Annotated in this window: 13 protein-coding genes; 7 read left to right on the top strand and 6 right to left on the bottom strand. The window is 73.7% G+C overall.

From position 1 onward, the window contains the following. Nucleotides 1–69 precede the first annotated feature (69 nt). From ACQP12_RS26800 to ACQP12_RS26785, 4 genes are read right to left on the bottom strand one after another with little or no spacing between them, the layout of a single operon-like run. Nucleotides 70–855: an ABC transporter permease gene (locus ACQP12_RS26800; protein ID WP_357950587.1), complete on the bottom strand. Its 786-nt coding sequence runs from the start codon at nt 853–855 to the stop codon at nt 70–72. An 11-nt stretch (nt 856–866) separates the two neighbouring features. Then, on the bottom strand, nt 867–1,637 hold the full coding sequence (locus ACQP12_RS26795; protein WP_433282939.1) for an ABC transporter permease: 771 nt from the start codon (nt 1,635–1,637) through the stop codon (nt 867–869). Then, the gene (locus tag ACQP12_RS26790) at nt 1,634–2,644 is read right to left on the bottom strand and encodes an ABC transporter ATP-binding protein (RefSeq protein WP_433282937.1); all 1,011 of its coding nucleotides are present in this window, start codon (nt 2,642–2,644) and stop codon (nt 1,634–1,636) included. Before ACQP12_RS26790 ends, ACQP12_RS26795 begins: the two co-directional genes overlap by 4 nt. A 59-nt stretch (nt 2,645–2,703) precedes the next feature. Continuing rightward, on the bottom strand, nt 2,704–3,723 hold the full coding sequence (locus ACQP12_RS26785) for an ArsR family transcriptional regulator (protein WP_433282935.1): 1,020 nt from the start codon (nt 3,721–3,723) through the stop codon (nt 2,704–2,706). A 363-nt stretch (nt 3,724–4,086) separates the two neighbouring features. Here ACQP12_RS26785 and ileS point away from each other — a divergent pair, with 363 nt between their 5' ends. Together ileS and ACQP12_RS26775 are read left to right on the top strand one after the other, a co-directional pair. Continuing rightward, on the top strand, nt 4,087–7,233 hold the full coding sequence (gene ileS, locus ACQP12_RS26780) for an isoleucine--tRNA ligase (protein WP_433282933.1): 3,147 nt from the start codon (nt 4,087–4,089) through the stop codon (nt 7,231–7,233). Nucleotides 7,234–7,362: 129 nt separating this feature from the next. Next, complete coding sequence (locus ACQP12_RS26775; RefSeq protein WP_433282931.1) at nt 7,363–8,064, top strand: lysophospholipid acyltransferase family protein; 702 nt, start codon at nt 7,363–7,365, stop codon at nt 8,062–8,064. Between the two features lie 4 nt (nt 8,065–8,068). Here ACQP12_RS26775 and ACQP12_RS26770 read toward each other — a convergent pair whose 3' ends face one another. Together ACQP12_RS26770 and ACQP12_RS26765 are read right to left on the bottom strand one after the other, a co-directional pair. Further along, a complete protein-coding gene (locus ACQP12_RS26770; protein ID WP_433282929.1) occupies nt 8,069–9,538 on the bottom strand; it encodes a cryptochrome/photolyase family protein in 1,470 nt (489 codons plus the stop codon). 88 nt (nt 9,539–9,626) lie between these two features. Then, nucleotides 9,627–11,309: a hypothetical protein gene (locus ACQP12_RS26765; RefSeq protein WP_433282927.1), complete on the bottom strand. Its 1,683-nt coding sequence runs from the start codon at nt 11,307–11,309 to the stop codon at nt 9,627–9,629. A gap of 217 nt (nt 11,310–11,526) precedes the next feature. On the opposite strand from ACQP12_RS26765, the gene ACQP12_RS26760 reads away from it, so the two are divergent. The 5 genes from ACQP12_RS26760 (at nt 11,527) to ACQP12_RS26740 (ending at nt 17,947) form a co-directional block, all read left to right on the top strand. After that, nucleotides 11,527–13,512, top strand: coding sequence for a TIGR03960 family B12-binding radical SAM protein (locus ACQP12_RS26760; protein WP_433282925.1), 1,986 nt, complete (start codon nt 11,527–11,529; stop codon nt 13,510–13,512). Between the two features lie 178 nt (nt 13,513–13,690). Beyond that, the gene (locus ACQP12_RS26755) at nt 13,691–14,131 is read left to right on the top strand and encodes a hypothetical protein (protein WP_357950563.1); all 441 of its coding nucleotides are present in this window, start codon (nt 13,691–13,693) and stop codon (nt 14,129–14,131) included. A 13-nt stretch (nt 14,132–14,144) separates the two neighbouring features. Continuing rightward, nucleotides 14,145–15,599, top strand: coding sequence for a hypothetical protein (locus ACQP12_RS26750; RefSeq protein ID WP_433282923.1), 1,455 nt, complete (start codon nt 14,145–14,147; stop codon nt 15,597–15,599). A gap of 10 nt (nt 15,600–15,609) precedes the next feature. Continuing rightward, nucleotides 15,610–16,983, top strand: a complete 1,374-nt coding sequence (mycP, locus tag ACQP12_RS26745; protein ID WP_433282921.1) for a type VII secretion-associated serine protease mycosin — start codon at nt 15,610–15,612, stop codon at nt 16,981–16,983. 268 nt (nt 16,984–17,251) lie between these two features. Next, a complete protein-coding gene (locus ACQP12_RS26740; protein ID WP_433289468.1) occupies nt 17,252–17,947 on the top strand; it encodes a TIGR03936 family radical SAM-associated protein in 696 nt (231 codons plus the stop codon). Nucleotides 17,948–18,000 lie beyond the last annotated feature (53 nt).

Raw genomic sequence — 18,000 nt, 5'->3', positions numbered from 1 at the left:
TGTGACGGCGCGGCGTTGTGACGGTGGTCATGGTGATCCGTGCCCTTCCTGGCCCGCGGGGTGGGTGGGTCAGAGGGTGTCCAGGGAGGCGCGGCGGCGGGACTCGGCCTCGAAGACCTTGAGGAGGACCGCGGCCAGGACCGCGTACCCGAGTCCGACGGCGACCTCGGCGGCGAGTGCCGGCCCGGCCGCCGCGAAGCCCTCGCCGGCCACCAGTTGGCGGGCGGCCCGGACGGCGTGGGTGATCGGCAGGCCCTCGCCCACCACACGCATCCAGCCGGGCAGCCCGGCGGCCGGCACGTTCACGCCGGTGAGCAGGAGCAGCAGCGCCACCGAGACGTTGGAGACCACCCAGACGTCGCGGAACCGCAGGCCGAGCGCACCCAGGGTGAGGCCGAAGAAGCCGCAGGACAGCGCCGCCACCGCCAGGGTGGCCAGCAGCCCCGGCAGGGCTTGCGGTGGCACCCGCAGGCCGAGCAGGAGCGCGCCGACGGTCAGCGTGCTCACCGCGATGAGCAGGCCGTTGCCGGCGTACGGGAGGACCCGGCCGAGGAAGACGGCGGTGCGGCTGCGCGGGGAGAGCAGCACGTGCCCGAGGGTGCCGAAGCGCCGTTCGTTGGCGACCGCCATGGTGCCGCCGAAGACGCACGAGAGCGAGGCGGCGAGCACCGCGTTGCCGACGATGTAGAAGCGGTCGTCGGCGACCCCGAGCTGCCGGCCCAGATAGGCGAAGAAGAGCAGCTGGAAGATCGGCCCCACCAGCAGGGAGCCGATGAACATCGCCGGGGTGGTCCAGTTGAACAGGGCCCGGTAGGCGATCACGCCGCCGGTGCCGATCAGCCGGAAGAGTGCCATCGTCGTTCTCCTCAGGCCAGCGCGAGGGTCGCCGCGGCGCGGGCCCGTCGCTCGACGTACGTCATCATCAGGGCGCCGGCGGCCAGGCAGCCGAGGCTGATCGCCAGGCAGATGGCCAGGGACGGCCAGACCGGGCCACCGCCGGCCGCCTCGTGCACCGCCCGGGCGCCCCAGGTGGTGGGCAGCGCGGCGGCGATCGGGCCGGTCCAGCCGGGCAGCACCGTGAGCGGCACCAGCATCCCGGAGACCAGCCAGATCGGGTACTCCAGTGTGTTGGCCAGCGCGTTGGCGTTGCGCATCAGCACGAACGTGCTGGCGAGCAGCAGGCCGAACATGCCCAGGCCGAGCACGCAGCCGGGCGCCGCGACCAGGAAGAGCAGCGGGTGCGCGAAGGTCAGCGGCACGCCGTAGAGCAGCCAACCCCAGAGCAGGGTGGCGAGCATGGCGTAGGTGCCGGTGACCGCGGTGGACAGGGTGATCGGGAAGATCACCAGCGCGGGCGGGCGCGGCGCCAGCATGAGCATCTCCAGGGTGCCCTGCCAGCGCTGGTTCTGGATGGCGCCGCCGGACCCGAAGAGCACCGACGACCAGACCCCCATCAGCCCGGCGCCCACCGCGGCCTCCAGCAGCCGGCCCGGCTCGCCGCCGGCCCGGAAGAGGTACACCGCAAGGGTCGCCTGCACCACGGGCACGATCAGCGCGGTCGCGATCTCGAACGGGGAGCGGCTGAGCTGCCTGGTGTGCAGCAGCGCCCCCACCCCGATCATGCGGAGCAGGCTCACGCGGCCACCGCCTCGACCGGGCGGGCCGGGGTGTCGACCCGGTTGACGATCGCCACGTACGCGTCCTCGAGGGTGGGCTGGCGGGCGGCGACCCGCCCCAGCCGTACGCCGTCCAGCTCGCGGAGCACGCCGGCCTGCACGTCCACCCCCGCGTCGGACTGCACGGTCAGCACCTGCGCCGCGCCGGTGACCGTCACACTCGCCTCGCGTACCCCGGGCAGGGTGTGGATGGCGGCGAGCTGAGCGTCGGTCACCCCGTACGCCTCGACCTCCAGCACCTGCCGGCCGTCGGCGTGGCGCCGCAGCTCGGCCGGCGTGCCGAGGGCCTGGATGGTGCCGTTGGCGATCACCGCGATCCGGTCGCAGAGTTCGTCCGCCTCGGCCATGTAGTGGGTGGTCAACAGCACCGTGGTGCCGGTGGCGGCCAGGTCGGCGACGGTCTGCCGCAGCTCCCGGGCGGCCACCGGGTCCACCCCGATCGACGGCTCGTCGAGGAAGAGCACCTGCGGCCGGTGCAGCAGACCCCGGGCGATGTGCAGGCGCTGCCGCATGCCCCGGGAGTAGCCCTCCACCCGCTCGCGCTCCCGGCCGGCCAGCCGGACCAGCTCCAGCAGCTCGGCGATGCGCCGCCGCTGCTCCCGCCCCGGCACGCCGTACAGCTCGGCGAAGTAGCGCAGGTTGTCCAGGGCGGACAGCCGTTCGTACAGGCCCCGGTCACCGCCGAAGACGTACCCGATGCGGCGGCGTACCTCCCGCGTCTCGGTGACCACGTCGTGGCCGCGGATCCGCGCGCTGCCGGCGGTCGGGATCAGCAGCGTGTTCAGCAGCTTGATGGTGGTGGTCTTGCCCGCGCCGTTCGGTCCGAGCAGGCCGAACAGCTCCCCGTTGCCGACCGTCAGGTCGACGCCGCGGACCGCTTCCACCTCCCGGCGCTGGGGTCGTAACCATCCCGTCCGGCTGCGGTAGGTGCGCCGCAGCCCGACCGCCTCGATCGCGTAATCGCTCATGCCGGCGAATCTAGGGACGCCGGCGGGGCGGGAAAACGGATTCGGCGCGCGCCGAATCCTCAGGCGGAGGCGGACGCCGTGCCGGCGCCGATCAGCGTGACCAGCGCCAGACCCGCCGGTTCCAAGCCGTAGAGCACCCGTCGGCCCACCCGGCGGCGGTGCACCACCCCGGCCGCGAGCAGCGCGGCGAGGTGTTCGGAAACGGTGCTCGGGGCGAGCCCGAGGGTCGCGGCGAGCCCGGCCGTGGTGGCCGGCCGGGCCAGCGCCCGGAGCACCTGGGCCCGGCCCCGCCCGACCAGCACCGCGAGGCGGTCGGTGCCGGGCTCGGCCGCCGCCGGAGCGGGCCGTCCCTCGGCCAGCAGGGCCGAGCCCCGGGCCTGGTACGACACCGCGATGACCTCGGGGTGGTCGGTGGAGTGGGTCAGCGCACCCCGGGAGAAGATCAACGGGATCAGCAGCAGCCGTTGGTCGACCGCCCGGAACGCCCGGTCCGACGGCTTGACCAGGGTCAGCACCGGCCGTTCCCAGCGGACCCGCTCGTGCAGGTCGGCCAGGAGCGCGTCCGGGCCGTCGGCGGCCAGGGCCCGCGCCCGGTGCAGCACCTCCTCGTCCAGCGCCGCCCGCATCGCCGGCCACCAGGGCGCGAGCGCCGCGTCCCAGTACGCCTGGACGCCGTCGGCCAGCCGGTCCAGCGCCGCCTGCCGCTCGGTGACGAACGGGCGCAGCCACTCCGGCAGGTCGTCCGGGTCGTGGTAGCGGGGGATCTGCTCGGCGATCACCTCGGCCGGGGTGGCGCGCAGCGCGGCCAGCTCCTCCTCGATGGTCGGGCTGGCGCTGGGCGGCACCGGACCGAGGAAGTCCGGGTACCACGGGCCGGTCCGCGTGTAGAGCCGGACCGGGGCCGTCGCGGGCTGCTCGGCGAGCACCCGCCAGGCGTGCCGGGCCCAGCCGGTGTACGGCCAGGGCGCCTCGTCCCGGTAGCGCTGCAGGAGGTAGAGGCTGCACTTGGCCTCCCACAGCGGACTGGTGGCGATCCGGGTGCGGGTCAGCGTGGGCTCGTCCAACTCGATCCGGATCACCCGGGCAGCCTAGTCAGGGGCGTGGCCGTGCCGGCCGGGCCGCCAGGTGTCCGGAGGAACCCCTCCTGTCCCGCGGATACTCGGCGGCGGGCCACCCGTCCGGTCGAGTACGCTTGACGCCACACAGGCGACGACCCGGCCATCACCGGTGAGCCTCCGGAAGAACGGCCGGGCGACCGGCTCAGTAGAACCGGACGGGACGGCCCGTCACAGCCGGCCAACGAGCGGGCGGTCGCACCTCTGACCGCCAAGCGGGGTGGTACCGCGGGCCTTGCCCCGGGCGCGCCGGCACGGCGCACCGGGAACGGGTTCGTCCTCGCAGACCCACACGGACATGTGAGCTGCTGAGGAGAGCGACCCCCGATGGCCTATCCGTTGCACGACCCGACCGCCGCCGGCGTCCCGGCGAGCCCGGACCTGCCCGCGGTCGAGCGCCGGGTCCTGGAGCACTGGACGGCCGACAAGACCTTCGAGGCGTCGGTCGAGGCCCGCCCCGCCGGCGAGGACGGGAAGAACGAGTTCGTCTTCTACGACGGCCCGCCGTTCGCCAACGGCCTGCCGCACTACGGCCACCTCTTCACCGGGTACGTCAAGGACGTGGTGCCGCGCTACCAGACCATGCGCGGCCGGCACGTCGAGCGCCGGTTCGGCTGGGACTGCCACGGCCTGCCGGCCGAGGTGGTCGCCGAGAAGCAGCTCGGCATCACCACCAAGGCGGAGATCCTCGACCTCGGCGTGGCCCGGTTCAACGAGGCCTGCCGCACCTCGGTGCTGGAGTTCACCCAGGACTGGGAGCGGTACGTCAGCCGGCAGGCCCGCTGGGTCGACTTCGCCAACGACTACAAGACGCTCGACCTGGACTACATGGAAAGCGTCATGTGGGCCTTCCGGACCCTGCACGACAAGGGTCTGGTCTACGAGGGCTTCCGGGTGCTGGCGTACTGCTGGCGGTGCGAGACCCCGCTGTCGAACACCGAGACCCGGATGGACGACGTCTACAAGGACCGGCACGACCCGACGCTGACCGTCTGGTTCGAGCTGACCGCCGACGCGTCCGCCCCCGAGCCGGTGCGCGGCCCGGTGCGGCTCGGCGTCTGGACCACCACGCCGTGGACCCTGCCGTCGAACCTGGCGCTCGCCGTCGGCCCCGACATCGAGTACGCGGTGCTGGAACGCGACGGCGACCGCTACCTGGTCGGCGCCGCGCGGCTCGGCGCGTACGCCAAGGAGCTGGAGGGGTACGAGCAGGTCGGCACCGTGCACGGCCGCGACCTGGTCGGGCGCCGCTACACCCCGCTCTACGACTTCCTCCTCGAGCAGGCCGGCGAGAACGCCTACCAGGTGCTCGGCGCCGAGTTCGTCACCACCGAGGACGGCACCGGAATCGTCCACCTGGCCCCGGCCTTCGGTGAGGACGACCAGAACACCTGCAACGCGGCCGGCATCCCGACCGTCGTCACGGTCGACGACCACACCCGGTTCACCGGGCTGGTCCCGCCGTACCAGGGCGAGCAGGTCTTCGACGTGAACAAGCCGGTGATCCGGGAGCTGAAGGAGCGGGGGGTGGTGCTCCGGCAGGACACCTACACCCACTCCTACCCGCACTGCTGGCGCTGCGACACCCCGCTGGTCTACAAGGCGGTGTCCTCGTGGTTCGTCGCGGTCACCCGGGTCAAGGACCGGATGGTCGAGCTCAACCAGCAGATCAACTGGACGCCGGCGCACATCAAGGACGGCTCGTTCGGCAAGTGGCTGGCCAACGCCCGGGACTGGTCGATCAGCCGGAACCGGTTCTGGGGCTCACCGATCCCGGTGTGGAAGTCCGACGACCCGAACTACCCGCGGGTCGACGTGTACGGCTCGCTCGCCGACATCGAGCGGGACTTCGGCGTACGCCTGACCGACCTGCACCGGCCGGCGGTGGACGACCTCGTCCGCCCCAACCCGGACGACCCGACCGGGAAGTCGATGATGCGCCGGGTGCCGGAGGTGCTGGACTGCTGGTTCGAGTCCGGCTCGATGCCGTTCGCCCAGGTGCACTACCCGTTCGAGAACCGCGAGTGGTTCGAGCACCACTACCCGGGCGACTTCATCGTCGAGTACATCGGGCAGACCCGCGGCTGGTTCTACACCATGCACGTGCTGGCCACCGCGCTGTTCGACCGGCCGGCGTTCCGCAACTGCCTCAGCCACGGCATCCTGCTCGGCTCCGACGGGCGCAAGATGTCCAAGAGCCTGCGCAACTACCCGGACGTCTACCACGTGTTCGACGCGTACGGGTCGGACGCGATGCGCTGGATGCTGATGTCCTCGCCGGTGCTGCGCGGCGGCGACATGGCGGTCACCGAGACGCTCATCCGGGACGCCGTGCGTCAGGTGCTGCTGCCGCTGTGGAACGTCTGGTACTTCTTCTCGCTCTACGCCAACGCGGACGGCTACACCGCTAAGCGGCGCACCGACTCGACGCACCTGCTCGACCGGTACGTGCTGGCGAAGACGAACGAGCTGGTGTCGACGGTCCAGGGTCAGCTCGACGCGTACGACATCTCGGGCGCCTGCGCCACCGTCCGGTCCTACCTGGACGCGCTGACCAACTGGTACGTGCGCCGCTCGCGGGACCGGTTCTGGGCGGGCGACGCCGACGCGTTCGACACGCTGTGGACGGTGCTGGAGACGCTCTGCCGGGTGGTGGCGCCGCTGGCGCCGCTGACCGCGGAGGAGATCTGGCGCGGGCTCACCGGCGAGCGGTCGGTGCACCTGACCGACTTCCCGTCGGCGGAGGAGTTCCCGGCCGACCACGAGCTGGTGGCCGCCATGGACAACGTGCGGGCGGTCGCCTCGGCGGCGCTGTCGCTGCGCAAGGCCAAGGGGCTGCGGGTGCGGCTGCCGCTGTCGAAGCTGACCGTGGCCTCGCCGGTCGCGGCCCAGCTGCGGCCCTTCGCCGACCTGGTCGCCGACGAGGTCAACGTGAAGGCGGTGGAGTTCACCGACGAGGTGTCCGCCTACTGCCAGCAGGTGCTGACCGTGGTGCCCCGGGCGCTCGGCCCGCGGGTCGGCAAGGCGGTCCAGCAGGTGATCAAGGCGGTCAAGGCGGGGGAGTGGGAGCTGGTCGACGGCGCCCCGGTCGCCGCCGGGGTCACCCTCGCCGAGGGCGAGTACGAGCTGCGCCTGGTCGCCGCCGACGCCGAGCACTCCGCGCCGCTGCCCGGCGGCGAGGGCGTGGTCGTGCTGGACACCGAGGTCACCCCGGAGCTGGCCGCCGAGGGGCTGGCCCGGGACGTGGTCCGGGTGGTCCAGCAGGCCCGCCGGGACGCCGACCTGGATGTCTCGGACCGGATCGTGGTGGCCGTCTCCGCCTCGGAGGAGGTCCGCGCGGCGGTCGCCGCGTACACCGAGTTCGTGGCCCGGGAGGTGCTGGCCGACACGGTCGACTTCGCCGAGGGCGTCGACGGCTTCGCCGGCGAGGTCGGCGAGGGCGAGCGGGTGACGGTGGCGGTCCGGCGGGTATGAGGTCGTGGCAGGTCCGGCGGCGTCCGCGCCGCCGGACCACCCCGCGGACGGCTGACCACCCGATCCGCCGGATGCCGACCCGTCCGCTACCGTGACAGCGCCTGCTCACGTACGACCGCCGGAGGACCCGTGCCCCTGCTCTACACCATCGGCAAGCTCACCGTGGCGCCCACGCTGCGGTTGGCCTTCCGTCCGCACGTGGAGGGGTTGGAGCACATCCCGGCGACCGGCGGCGCGATCTTCGCGGGCAACCACCTCTCCGTGGCCGACGAGCTGCTGCTCGGCACCGTGGTGCCCCGGCACCTGGCCTTCTGGGCCAAGTCGGAGTACTTCAAGGGCACCGGCGTGAAGGGCGCGTTCTCGAAGTTCGTGCTCACCGGGCTGGGCGCCATCCCGGTCGAGCGGGCCGGCGGGCGGGCGGCCCTGTCCGCGTTCGACGCCGCCATCCCGGTGCTCAAGGCTGGCGACCTGGTGGCCGTCTACCCGGAGGGGACCCGCTCGCCCGACGGCCGGCTCTACCGGGGGCGCACCGGCGCGGCCCGCCTGGCGGTGGCGGCCGGCGTGCCGATCATCCCGGTGGGCGTGACCGGCACCGACAAGGCGCAGCCCATCGGCACGCGGGTGCCCCGGCCGGGCCGGGCGGAGATCACCATCCGGTTCGGCAAGCCGCTGGACTTCACCGGCCGCTCGGACGACCGCACGTCGCTGCGGGCGATGACCGACGAGATGATGGCCGAGATCCAGAAGCTCACCGGCCAGGAGTACGTGCCGCGCTACGCGCCCAAGCGCCCCGAGCCCCCCGCCGAGCCCCCCGCCGACCCGGCCGCCTGAGCCGTCACGGCGGGTCGCCGCCGCGCCGCCCCTCCTGGGCGACCACCGCGTCCAGGTCGCCGAGGAGCGCCAGCTGCTTCATGGCCCGCGCCATCCGCGCGTTCGCGGGGATCCGGTCGCGGTTGCCCGCCAGGAACGCCCAGTAGCCGGCGGTGAACGGGCACGCGTCCGCGCCGAGCCGCTGGCGCGGGTCGTAACGGCAGCCGCCGCAGTAGTCGCTCATCCGGTTGATGTACGCACCGCCGGCGACGTACGGCTTGGTGGTCATCCGGCCCAGGTCGGCGTACTGGCTCATGCCGACCACGTTGCCGGTCATCACCCACTCGTAGCCGTCCACGAACCGGGTGTGGAACCACTCGACCAGCTCCGACGGGCGCCAGCCGCGCTGGAGGGCGTAGTTGCCGAGCACCATGAGCCGCGGGATGTGATGGACCCACCCGCGGTCGCGGACGCCGGTGAGCACGTCCTGCAGGCAGCGCGCGTCGACCGAGTCCGCGTCCAGGTCGCGCCACCACTCCGGCAGGGAGCCGCGGGCGCCCAACTCGTTGCTGTTCCGCCAGCCCTTCTCGAAATACCAGTAGGTGTGCCAGATGTAGTCCCGCCAGCCCATCACCTGCCGGACGAACCCCTCCACGGCGGCCAGCGGCGCCTCCCGCCTCCGGTACGCCCGCTCGGCGTCCCGGACCGCCGCCACCGGGTCCAGCAGGCCCAGGTTGAACGAGGACGACAGCACGCTGTGCGCCAGCCAGGGGTCGGTGGAGAGCATGGCGTCCTCGTACCGGCCGAACGCGGCGAGCCGGTGCCGGAGGAAGTGCCGCAGCCGCGACCTCGCCTCGGCGGTGGTGGCCGGGAAGCGGCGCGGCCCGTCCCGCCCGGCGAACCGGATGCCCTCCCGCGCCCAGCGGTCCAGGTCGGCCCGGACCTCCGCGTCGATGTCGTCCTCCTTCGGCATCGACGGGGCCGGGACGTCGAGCCGGCCGTCCCTCGGCGGCGGATCCCGGTTCTCGGTGTCGAAGCTCCACCGGCCGCCGGCCGGCTCGTGGCCGTCCATGAGCACCCCGTGTTGCTCCCGGGCGAACCGGTAGAACGCCTCCATCCGCAGCGCGCCCCGCCGGCCGTCGGCCCAGTCGGCGAAGTCCGCCAGGCTGGTCACGTAGCCGCGCGCCGGCAGCACGGTGACCGCGTCCTGCTTCCGGACGAACTCCAGCGCCCGCCGCGAGGTGGGATGACACACCTCCAACGGCTCGCGGACCTGCTCCAGCGCCTGCCCGTACGTCTCGCCGCGCAGGAAGATCGCCTGGTCGCCCAGCTCGGCGGCGCGGTGCCGGAGCGCGGAGAGGACCAGGTGGGCCTTCTGCCGGTGGAAGACCCGCCGCCGGAAGACCGCCTTGGACTCGATGAGGAGAACCGGCTGCTTCCGCTCGTCGAGGAAGTGCGGCCCCAGCTGGTCAGCGAAGAGCCAACGCCGCGACATGTCCTGATTGTCACCCCTCGGACCGATCCGACCCGGGAGGAAGACGGAACCTTTACGTGTTCGATACGTTGCGAACGGTGACGATCGCTCAGGACTGCTCGGGGGTGACCACCTTCTGGCGCAGGTCGTCCAGCAGCCGGCCGCTGTCCTCCACGGACAGTCGAGTGAAGACGCCGGTGGCCAGGCTGCCGTGGTCGACCGAGGTGCACACCACCACCGAGTCGCCGTCGGACCGGCCCACCGCGCAGCGCTCGTACCGGCCACGGACACCGGTCTCCACCGCCACCGAGGGTTCGAGGGCGTACCGGTCGGTGAGCCGTACCAGCTCGGCCTTCGCGTCCGACTCCGGACTCAGCCGGAACCCGGTGCCGCCGAAGAGCGTCACCCGCTTGCCGTCGCCCGTCGTGTAGATGCCGGCGAAGGTGTCCTCGGCGAGCAGATGCGCCTGGCGTACCTGCTGCTTCAGCTCCGCGGCGGCGGCCTGGCTGCGCTCGTCCTGGCGCAGCCGCATCGAGCCGAGCTGGTCGGGCAGGCTCGCGCTGGCCGGGTACTGGGCGGAGAGCGGCTGGGCCCACCAGAGCGGCACGCCGCAGCAGCAGGCCACGCTGAGCAGCAGCACCCACGGCCAGCGGCGCCGGCGGCGGACCGGCACGGCCACGTACCCCTTGGGTGGCCCCCACCCGGGCGGCGCGGCCACCGGCGGCGGAGTCTTCCTCGCGCGGCGCTGCTTCGGCGGCGCGGGCGGCGGGCCCGGCGGCGGCGACACCGGCCGGGGCGGCGCGACCGCCGGCGGCCGGGCGGGGACGGCCGGCGGGCCGAGCGGCGGCCCCGCGGCGACCGGCGGGGCGGGGTGCGGCACCGGGTAGGGCGCCGTGTAGGGCAGGGTCGGCGGCAGCGCCGGGAAGTCGGCGGAGTGCAGGTCCCAGCCGGTGGTGTCCACGCCCGCCCACGGGTCGACCGGCACCTGGTGCTCCGGCGAGTCGACCGGCGGCACCGGGGTGGGCTCGGCCGACTCGCCCCAGGCGCGTTTGCGCGGCGGCGGGGGCGGGACCGCGGCGGAGCCGCTCCAGCGGGGCGCGGGCGGCTGGGCCGGCGTCTCCACGCCGGCCTGGTTCTCGACCCGGGTGGGGTCCGGCCGCCGCTCCACCCGGGTCGGGTCGGGGCGGGGCGCGACCGGGGCGGACCCGGCGGCGCGGGCGGGGCCGGGCACGGCGGCGGAACCTCGGGCGGGCCGGGCCGGCGAGACCGGCGTGGTGTCGGGGTCCAGGGCGGCCGGGGGCCGGGGCGCGGCTTCGGCGTCCGGCGCGGCCTGCTCCTCGGTCGCGGCCTGGGCGTCGGGGTCGGTCTGCGCGTCGGGGTCCTGCGCGGCTCGGTCGGTCTGCGCGTCGGGGTCGGCTTGTGTGCCGGGTTCGGCCGGCGCGTCCGAGTCGGCGTCCAGGGCCGAGTCGGCCTCCACGGCCGGTTCCGGCCGCACGTCGGATGCGGCGTGCGCCGGCTCGTCCTGCGGGGCGGCCTCGGGTTGTGGTGCGGCCTCGGCCCGCGCGGTGGTCTCACCCTCCGGCGCCGGCTCGGCCGGTGCGCCGGCCCGGGCCTCCGTGTCGGGTGCCGCGGATTCCGGCGCGGACGACCCGTCCGTGGTGGGCGGGAGCGCGGCGTCGGCCTGCGGTGGAACGTCGGCCGGAGGCTCGGTGACCGCCGGATCCCCGTTCCGGCCGGTGGCCGGGGTGCCCCCGTCGGCCGGCCGGTCCGCGCCGGGCTGCGGCTGCGACATCGCGGCAATCTCCTCTCGCGCCCGTTGCGAGGTTAGTACCGCCCCGCCACCCCCGACGAATCCCCAGCACCACCCACCCCGCTCGTCGATCAAGAGGTTTGCGTCGGGGTCGGCCCGGATCCCGACGCAAACTTCTTGATCAACCCAGGCAGGGGGTGGTGGGGTGGGTGGCGGTGCGGCGTGGTCGGTGGTCGGGGACCGCGTACCCTTGGGCATCATGAGTGCCCCGTCGACGACTCCGCGCCCGACCGCGGCCAATTCCGTGTGGCCCCGGCTGGAGCCGCTGCTGCCCCAGGTGACCAAGCCCATTCAGTACGTCGGTGGCGAGCTGGGTGCGGTGGTCAAGGACTGGGACGCGGCGACCGTCCGGTGGGCGCTGATGTATCCCGACGCGTACGAGGTGGGCCTGCCCAACCAGGGCGTGCAGATCCTCTACGAGGTGCTCAACGAGCTGCCCGACGTGCTCGCCGAGCGGACGTACGCGGTCTGGCCGGACCTGGAGAAGCTGATGCGCGCCCACGGCGTGCCGCAGTTCACCGTCGACGCCCACCGCGCGGTGCGCGACTTCGACGTGTTCGGCGTCTCCTTCTCCACCGAGCTGGGCTACACCAACCTGCTCACGGCGATCGACCTGGCCGGCATCCCGCTGCTCGCCGCCGACCGCACCGAGGCCGACCCGGTGATCGTGGCCGGCGGCCACGCCGCGTTCAACCCGGAGCCGATCGCCGACTTCGTCGACGCCGCCGTGCTCGGCGACGGCGAGGAGGCGGTGCTGGAGATCACCGCGATCGTCCGGGACTGGAAGGCCGAGGGCTGCCCGGGCGGCCGGGACGAGCTGCTGCTGCGGCTGGCCCGCACCGAGAGCATCTACGTGCCGCGTTTCTACGACGTGGACTACCTGCCCGACGGCCGGATCCAGCGGGTCGTGCCGAACCGCCCCGACGTGCCGTTCCGGGTGCACAAGCGCACGACCATGGACCTGGACGCCTGGCCGTATCCGAAGAAGCCCCTCGTGCCGCTGGCCGAGACGGTCCACGAGCGGTACGCGGTGGAGATCTTCCGCGGCTGCACGCGGGGTTGCCGGTTCTGCCAGGCCGGCATGATCACCCGCCCGGTGCGGGAGCGCTCGATCACCACGGTCGGCCAGATGGTGCAGCAGGGTCTGGAGTTCTCCGGCTTCCACGAGGTGGGCTTGCTGTCGCTGTCGTCGGCCGACCACTCGGAGATCGGCGACATGTGCTCCGGGCTCGCCGAGCAGTACGAGGGCACCAACGTCTCGCTCTCGCTGCCGTCGACCCGGGTGGACGCCTTCAACATCGACCTGGCGCAGGAGCTGTCCCGCAACGGCCGGCGGACCGGCCTGACCTTCGCCCCCGAGGGCGGGTCGGAGCGGATCCGCAAGGTCATCAACAAGATGGTGTCGAAGGACGACCTCATCCGCACGGTGGTGACCGCGTACACCAACGGCTGGCGGCAGGTGAAGCTCTACTTCATGTGCGGCCTGCCCACCGAGACCGACTCCGACGTCCTTGAGATCGCCGACATGGCGCACGAGGTCATCCGGGCCGGCCGGGCGGCCACCGGGTCCAAGGACATCCGCTGCACCGTCTCGATCGGCGGCTTCGTGCCGAAGCCGCACACCCCGTTCCAGTGGGCCGCCATGGAGCGCCCGGAGGTCATCGACGGCCGGCTGAAGCTGCTCAAGCAGGCCATCAACAGCGACCGTTCGCTGGGCCGCGCCATCGGCTTCCGCTACCACGACGGCGAGCCGTCGCTGATCGAGGGCCTGCTGTCCCGGGGTGACCGCCGGATCGGCGCGGTGATCCGCCGGGTCTGGGAGAACGGTGGCCGGTTCGACGGCTGGAGCGAGCACTTCTCCTACCAGCGCTGGGTGGACGCGGCGGCCGAGGTGCTGCCCTCCTTCGGGGTGGACCTGGACTGGTTCACCACCCGGGAGCGTGACGAGCTGGAGGTCCTGCCCTGGGACCACCTCGACTCGGGCCTGGACAAGGACTGGCTGTGGCAGGACTGGCAGGATTCGCTCGCCGAGTACGAGCAGGACGACTGCCGCTGGACGCCCTGCTTCGACTGCGGCGTGTGCCCGGCCATGGACACGGAGATCCAGATCGGCCCGACCGGCCGGAAGCTGCTGCCCTTGACCCCGGTGAACGGTTTGAAGCTGCCCGCCGGCGCGCAGCAGTAGCACCGCCGACGCACAGCGGAGCGCGGAACCCTTCGGGGTTCCGCGCTCCGTCACATTCCGGGACGCGTCGCCCGTCGATGTCCCGTGACGCGGGGTGGGGGTGCCCCGACTGGCCGTCTCTCGATACGCTGCGTCCGTATTGGACCGGCCGGGGGCCGGCAGCGGGGAGGGCAGCAGCATGGGTGACATCAGGCCGCCGGACACCGGCGATCTGCACGTCAGCGTCGAGGACCTGGACGCCGCGGCGGACTACGTCGAGCGCCTCAAGCAGTATGTCGACGACACCATCAGCTACGAGATGGAACGCATCAAGGAGCGGATGAAGGGCGACAGCAACAACGCGCAGACGGTGCCCAACGGCACGCCGTTCGGCGCGTACGAGGACGCTCGCATGCAGTGGCAGGCGCTGACCAGGTCGACGGCGAACATGGAGGCGCACCTCAAGGCGCTCTCCACCAAGCTGGCCACCCTGCGGCAGGGCACCGAGGACATCGCGAAGGCGTTCCGCGACACGGAGGCCCGCAACGCCGCCAACGGCAAGGAGATCGAGCGGTTGCTGGAATCGGCCGCCCCGCCGCCGGCGACGGGCGAGCAGCCCACCTACCCGTACACGGCCTGAGGGGGAGAGGGTCATGGCTGGAGGAACCTGGGAGCGGTGCGTCCGTGAGGTGACGCTGTCGGCGGACCCGGAGACGGTCGGTACGGTCGGGGTGGGGTGGAGCAACCTCTCCACCGGCCTGGGCTACCTGCGCGACGCGCTCGTCGGGCGGTCGTTCGTCGGCCCGATCGCGCCCGGCCAGGAGCGCCCGCACAGCGGCGGCCTGCCCGGCCTGCTCAGCGGGTGGAAGGGCAGCGGCGGCGACGCGTACCGCGAGCACCTGGGCGACATCGGCAAGGAGATCGAGGATCTGATCACCCACGCGAGCAACGTCAGCGGGGCGCTGTCGCGGATCGAGGGCGACATCCGCAAGTCGGTCGCGAGCATCCCGATCCCGCTGATGGACGACTTCGGCTGGAACGAGTGGAGCCTGCCCAACGGCACCGAGCTCGACGACGCCCGCGACGGTGAGAGCGCGTCGGGCTTCCTGGCCGCGCTGCGCAAGGACTACCAGAGCAACCCGGCCTCGTACGCCGACGGCGCGTTCCGCGACAAGGCCGACGACCTCGAGGCGACCATGAAGGTCGACGGCAACGCCAGCGACAGCAAGCGCGGCGGCTGGTGGGACACCAAGTCGCACCTGGACAACTGGTACCGGGACAACCAGCAGGCGGCCAACTCGGCGATGTCGCCGCTGCCCGCCGCGGTGGAGACGGAGCGGCCGAAGCTGGTCGTGCCGAACCCGAAGACCGAATCCGACGGCTACCGTCCCGACGACCGCAAGCCGCCGTCCGGCCTGCCGGGCGGTGGTGGCGGCGTCGGTGGGGGCGGCGCGGGCGGTGGCTTCGGCGGCGGCGGGCCCTCCCTGGGCAGCACCGGCATCGGTGGTGGTGGCGGTGGTGGCTCCTTCGGGGGCGGGTCGCTGACGCCCCCGCCCACGACCGGCGGCCCCGAGTTCGGTGGCGGGGGCGGTGGCGGCACCTACACCCCGCCGTCCACGGGCGCCGGCTACCCGGGCAGCGGGACCGGCGACCACGACTACGGCAGCGGCCTCGCCGGCGCCGGCGGGCCGAGCATCGGCGGTGGCTACGGCGGCACCGGCGGTCTCGGTGGCGGCGTCAACTCCGCGGGCCTCGGCGGCGCCGGTGGCGGCTTCGGGGGTGGCGGGGCCGGCCTCGGCTCGGCCGGCGGCATCGGTGTCGGCGCGGCCGGCGGGGTCGGCATGGGCGGCATCCCCGGCATGGTCGGTGGCGGCAACGGCAAGGTGCCCCCGATGACCAGCGCGGCCAGCGCGCTGCGCAACGCGGCCGGCGCGGGCGCGGGTGCGGGTGGCGTCCGTGGCGGCGCCGGCATGATGGGCGGCGGGATGATGGGCGGGCACGGCGGCGCGGGGCACGGCGGCTCGGGTGGCGAGCACTCGTCGTGGTTGACTGAGGACGACGATCCGTGGGGCAGCGGTGACGCCGCGTCCCCGGGCATCCTGCGCTGAGGACGGACGGATGAGGTTGCACATGGGCGCGCTCCGGCCGGTCGCGGCCGGCCTGGTGGCCGGGCTCATGGTGCTGGGGGCCGCCCAACCGGCGGCCGCCGCGCCGCGACGGGCCGAGCAGTGGTATCTGGACGAGCTGCGCATCGACCAGGTGCACCGGCTCTCCACCGGGCGCGGGGTGACCGTCGCCGTGGTGGACAGCGGCGTCGACGCCACGCACCCGGAGCTCGCCGGCCAGGTGCTTCCCGGCGGCCGCAGCTACGGCGCTCCCGGCGACGGGCGTTCCGACGTGGACGGCCACGGCACCCACATGGCCGGCATCATCGCGGCGCGCAACGCCGGCCGGGACGGGGTGACCGGCATCGCGCCGGGCGTGCGGATCCTGCCGATCAAGACGAAGCCGGGCGACGGGGAGATCAGCGAGGCGGCGTCGGCCCAGGGCATCCGGATGGCCGTCGACGGCGGCGCCAGGGTGATCAACCTGTCCTACGGCGCCGCGGGCGCGGCCTCCGCCGACGAGGAGTCCGCGATCAAGTACGCCCTGGACCGGGACGTGGTGGTGGTGGCCGCCGCGGGCAACACCGCCAAGGGCGAGGTCGACGTGACCAGCCCGGCGAACGTGCGCGGGGTGATCGCCGTGACCGGCACCACCCGGGGCGGGCGCTTCTGGTCCGGCTCCACCCAGGGGCCCGAGGCGGTGGTGGCCGCACCCGGCGACGCCATCTACAACGCCGGCCCGGACCACGGCTACGGCTGGGGTGACGGCACCTCCGACGCCACCGCGATCGTCTCCGGCATCGCGGCGCTGATCCGGGCGAAGTACCCGGACCTCTCCGCGCCCAACGTGATCAACCGGATCATCCGCACCGCCCGGGACGCCGGCCCGCCCGGCCGCGACCCGCAGTACGGCTTCGGCCGGATCGACCCGGTGGCGGCGCTGAGCGCGAAGGTGCCGGCGGTTTCGGCGAACCCACTGCTGGACCCGGCCGCGGCCAGCCCGGCACCGCCGCAGGCGGCCGGGGACGACGACTTCGACGTCACCGAGCACGGCGACCGGGGTGGCCCCACGGACCAGCAGGTCATGGTCATCGGCATCGGCATCGCCGTGGTGCTCCTGGTGCTGGTGGCGCTGGTGGTCTTCCTGATCTGGAACCGGCGCCGCTACCGCCGGGAGGCGGCCCGGGCGGCGGCCGTGCCGGATCACCTGCTCGACCAGGGCGCCGGGGGTGGCTACGGCACCCCGCCGGTCCCGGCCGGCTACCACGCCCCGCCGGGCGCGCCGGGTGGCCAGGCCCCGCCGGGCGCCAGCCCCTACGCTCCGCCGCCCGGCCACGTGCCGCCGCCGGGGTCGTACCCGCCACCGGGCGGCGGCAACCGGTCCTGAACGTCGGTGGCCGGCCGGGTGACCTGTGCGTCGCCGGCCGGCCACCGTCGTCTCCGGGCGGGCGGGCAGCCCCTCGCCGACCGGTTCGGGCCGGTTCGTCCGGCCGCTTCCGCCGCCCCGGCTGCGGGCCGTGCCGGCCGCTGCGCCAGGATGGAACCGACACGCAGGCACAGCCGAGGAGCTCACGATCGCCAGAAAGCCTCAACCCGAGGGCGGCCAGGCGCCGGTCGTCCAGCGGGTCCGGATCCGGTACGCCAAGCGTGGACCGCTGCGGTTCACCTCGCACCGGGACTTCGCCCGGGCCTTCGAGCGCGCGTTGCGCCGGGCCGGCGTACCGATCGCCTTCTCCCAGGGTTTCACCCCCCACCCGAAGATCTCGTACGCCTCGGCCGCGCCGACCGGCGTGGCCAGCGAGGCCGAGTACCTGGAGATCGGCCTGCGCGAGCCGGTCGACCCGGGGCAGCTGCGGGCGGCCCTGGACGCCGCCCTGTCGCCCGGACTCGACGTGCTGGACGCCGTGGAGGCCACCGGCGGGAGCCTGGCCGACCGGATCGAGGCCTCCCGCTGGCGGATCGAGCTGCCCGAGGTCGACCCGGCCGCCCTGGAGCGGGCCGTGAGCGCCTTCACGGCCGCCGAGGAGATCCAGGTCGAGCGGATGACCAAGCAGGGGCGGCGCACGTTCGACGCCCGCGCCGCCGTCATGACCATCGATACGCTGCCGCCATCCGAGACGCCTTCCGGGGCGACGGCCGTACCGTGTGCGATACTCGAACTGGTCGTGCGGCAGGTCACCCCCTCCGTACGACCCGATGACGTCCTTTCCGGCCTCCGCGTGGTGGCCGACCTGGAGCCGCCGGTCTCCCCGAGGGTGATCCGGCTGGCACAGGGCACGCTGACCGCGCAGGGCGAGATCGTCGATCCGTTGGACGCGGATCGCGACGGGGCAGCCATCGGAGAACGCTGACCGTCGGTCAGTGTTCTGGCAGGCAGACTTCGGCGGTCGCGCGCCTGCGCGAC

This window comes from Micromonospora sp. CA-244673 (assembly GCF_050948395.1).
Classification (GTDB): domain Bacteria; phylum Actinomycetota; class Actinomycetes; order Mycobacteriales; family Micromonosporaceae; genus Micromonospora.
Note: the sequence above shows the minus strand (reverse complement) of the source record. Positions and strands in the feature narration are given on the sequence as shown.

Excerpts from the sequence above, each read along its gene's own strand:
- ACQP12_RS26800 (WP_357950587.1), bottom strand. The coding sequence starts at position 855 with ATGGCACTCTTCCGGCTGATCGGCACCGGCGGCGTGATCGCCTACCGG.
- ACQP12_RS26770 (WP_433282929.1), bottom strand. The coding sequence starts at position 9,538 with ATGTCGCGGCGTTGGCTCTTCGCTGACCAGCTGGGGCCGCACTTCCTC.
- ACQP12_RS26760 (WP_433282925.1), top strand. The coding sequence starts at position 11,527 with ATGAGTGCCCCGTCGACGACTCCGCGCCCGACCGCGGCCAATTCCGTG.
- ACQP12_RS26790 (WP_433282937.1), bottom strand. The coding sequence starts at position 2,644 with ATGAGCGATTACGCGATCGAGGCGGTCGGGCTGCGGCGCACCTACCGC.
- mycP (WP_433282921.1), top strand. The coding sequence starts at position 15,610 with ATGAGGTTGCACATGGGCGCGCTCCGGCCGGTCGCGGCCGGCCTGGTG.
- ACQP12_RS26750 (WP_433282923.1), top strand. The coding sequence starts at position 14,145 with ATGGCTGGAGGAACCTGGGAGCGGTGCGTCCGTGAGGTGACGCTGTCG.
- ileS (WP_433282933.1), top strand. The coding sequence starts at position 4,087 with ATGGCCTATCCGTTGCACGACCCGACCGCCGCCGGCGTCCCGGCGAGC.
- ACQP12_RS26755 (WP_357950563.1), top strand. The coding sequence starts at position 13,691 with ATGGGTGACATCAGGCCGCCGGACACCGGCGATCTGCACGTCAGCGTC.
- ACQP12_RS26765 (WP_433282927.1), bottom strand. The coding sequence starts at position 11,309 with ATGTCGCAGCCGCAGCCCGGCGCGGACCGGCCGGCCGACGGGGGCACC.